General features: G+C 39.0%; 1 protein-coding gene and 2 pseudogenes. 1 reads left to right on the forward strand and 2 read right to left on the reverse strand.

All coding sequences use genetic code 11. The features are described 5' to 3' along the window. A pseudogene (locus tag ABY905_RS16150) lies at positions 1-202 on the forward strand (cytosol nonspecific dipeptidase); the annotation flags it as partial. A gap of 784 nt (positions 203-986) precedes the next feature. Here the strand turns inward: ABY905_RS16150 and ABY905_RS16155 are convergent. Both ABY905_RS16155 and ABY905_RS16160 read right to left on the reverse strand, forming a co-directional pair. Beyond that, complete coding sequence (locus ABY905_RS16155; protein ID WP_372645734.1) at positions 987-2,093, reverse strand: alanine racemase; 1,107 nt, start codon at positions 2,091-2,093, stop codon at positions 987-989. A gap of 21 nt (positions 2,094-2,114) precedes the next feature. Then, positions 2,115-2,728 (reverse strand): annotated as a pseudogene (locus ABY905_RS16160) (hypothetical protein); the annotation flags it as partial.

Consider the following 2,728-nt stretch of genomic DNA (forward strand, 5'->3'; position numbering starts at 1 on the left):
TAAGATTCCTGAGGTTATGGCAATTCACGCTGGTTTAGAGTGTGGTTTGTTAGGTTCTAATTACCCACATTGGGATATGATTTCATTCGGACCAACCATTCGTTTCCCTCACTCTCCAGATGAGAAAGTGAAGATCGATACTGTTCAGAAATTTTGGGATTTCACCGTTGAAACTCTTAAGAATATTCCTTCGAAGAACTAAGCTTCGATTGATATAGTATATAAATAGCCCGATGAGAATCGGGCTATTTTTGTTTAAACATTACACGGTTAACCTGACAGGTTAAATAAATAAGACGCAAGTAAACCTGTCAGGTTTTTGAGAGGGGGTAGAAAACATCCCGTAAGCACTTCGGAAGTCGAAAGAGGATTAAAATAAGTGCCTCTTTGGACTAAAAAACATCTCGCTTGCACTTAAAAAGGTACCTAGGGTATGCTAAAGAGTTCAAACGGTATGAAAATAAGTGACCGTTTGGACTAAAAAACATCTCGCTTGCACTTAAAAAGGTACCTAGGGTATGTAAAAGAGTTCAAACGGTATGAAAATAAGTGACCGTGAGCACTAAAAAACATCTCGCTTGCACTTCGGAAGTCCAAACAAGGACTAAATAAGTGCTTTCAGGCAGTAAAAAACATCTTGCGTGCACTTCGGAAGTTCAAAGAGGATAAAAATAAGTGACTGTTTGGACTAAAAAACATCTTGCTTGCACTTCGGAAGTCCAAACAAGGACTAAATAAGTGCTTGCAGGCAGTAAAAAACATCCTTCATGCACTTAAAAAGGTACCCTTTTGAGAATCGATATAATAACAAAATAGCTCGATTAGAGTCGAGCTATTTTATACTTATTTAGAGCAGAGATATGGCTCTATGAAAGGTGTCTGTGAAATGTCTTTTGACTCTTTTCAATACACCTATTTTTTGTGAAATTGAAACTTGTGAATTCTATCTCCATATCACCATATCTTCACATCAACTTATCAGTTTATTATTTCATCATCTCAATGGTTTCAGCCTCAAGAGTCAGATAACTTCCCATCAGGTTGGCTGTCATGCAAGAATGAATAGGTAGAATACCAATAAGGTCGCCCACTTTGTATTCGCAGAACAGTTCTTCGTTGCATTTAATAATACCATGTTCCTGCGATAAGCTAGAAAGAAATCCACCACCCAAAATTGGACTCCAACCATCAGGTTTGATATCGACCAGCGAGCCAAAAAGTTTGGTGCCTTCGTCATCGGCTTCGAGATATTCCTTAGAGAAATGAACGCCACCACCATATATAACAAGCTCGTTTCTGTCGGCATGCTTGGCAATAATCGGACAAGCCATAGCCACTGCAATTTCGTCTTCTTCACAAGATCCCAAAACGAATTGCATCATATCATAAAAGGCAAAGTTACCAGGGCGGATTTCGTCGATTCCAAAAAACTCATCGCTAATGCTACAGGCAGGTGTATCGCCAAGTGAAACTTCCAGGTCAGGAAACTGAGATCTGAATACATCCTTAAGCTCGTTTAAATCGAGAACTGTTTTTTTGTGATTCTTATGAATTTCATTGGCATCACTAGCCTGATAGTTGTGACCTGAGTGCGCAATAAAGCCTTTGAATTCAAGTCGGGTGGAGGCTTTTATATAATCGAGTAAGTTTTGAATGCTTTTGGTATCGTCAGCTGCAATTCCTGTGCGATGGTAGCCCGTGTCTACCTTAATATAGGCATTCACCTTGTTGTTTAGCTCTGCTTCAAGATGATGAATACTTTCTGCGGACTCAACCAAGATATTAAGCTTGATTTTTCCAGCCAATTCGTCAACGATATCCATCTCTCTTAGGTTGATGGGCATGGCAACCGTAATATCTTCCCATTTATTGTCAGCAAAATACTGAGCCATTTTTAAAGACGATACGGCTATTTTATCTACACCCAGTTCACGAAACCATTCTGCAACTTCAGCCGATTGATGTGTTTTAAAATGTGGACGAAAGCTTAGGTTGCATCGCTTAGCACGATCGAGCATATTTTCGATATTGCTAATGCATTTCTTCTTATCAAGTAATAGAGTGGGTTGTTTGATGTGTATTCTGATATCCATGGATTGTTGTTTGTGTATTTTCTAGTTCATTTTCTTTTGAATTCCCTTAAGCATCTCATTTTTCAGATTGAGAACTTTTCTGGAAACCCCAACTTTATAGATGTGAGGACTGATAAAGCGTTTGTGTTCATCAGGCAGTTGGGCAAATCGCTTTTTCAAGTAGGCATTTATCTCACTTGGGCTTTGTTCTTCAACTAAGATGTTGCCATTATCCATAACCAGTTGATTCAAAGTTTCAGCCGTACAATCTTTCAGCTCTGTTGTTTTGTGCGAGTGAAAAGGGTGGTAGATTTGATCGACATTCTCTTCCTCTATAAGCAGAATGGCATCACGAAAGAACATCCCATCTTTATCGATGTATCGGACAACTTTCTTCTGCCCGGGCAGTGTCATTTTTTCAATGTTCTCAGAGACTTTAAGACAAGGCTTATCGTTGTTTTCAACCAGTTTGTAGACCCCATCAAGTGCACCGGTATCATTTCCAGTTACCAATTCAGTTCCTACACCGTAGCCATCAATTCTGGCTCCTTGTTCATTCAAACTTTTAATAACGTACTCGTTCAGTTGGTTCGATGCAAATATTTGAACATATGCTAAATCAGCTGCATCTAACATTTCACGTCCTTTTTTACTCA

This window comes from Ancylomarina sp. (assembly GCF_041555295.1).
Classification (GTDB): domain Bacteria; phylum Bacteroidota; class Bacteroidia; order Bacteroidales; family Marinifilaceae; genus Ancylomarina.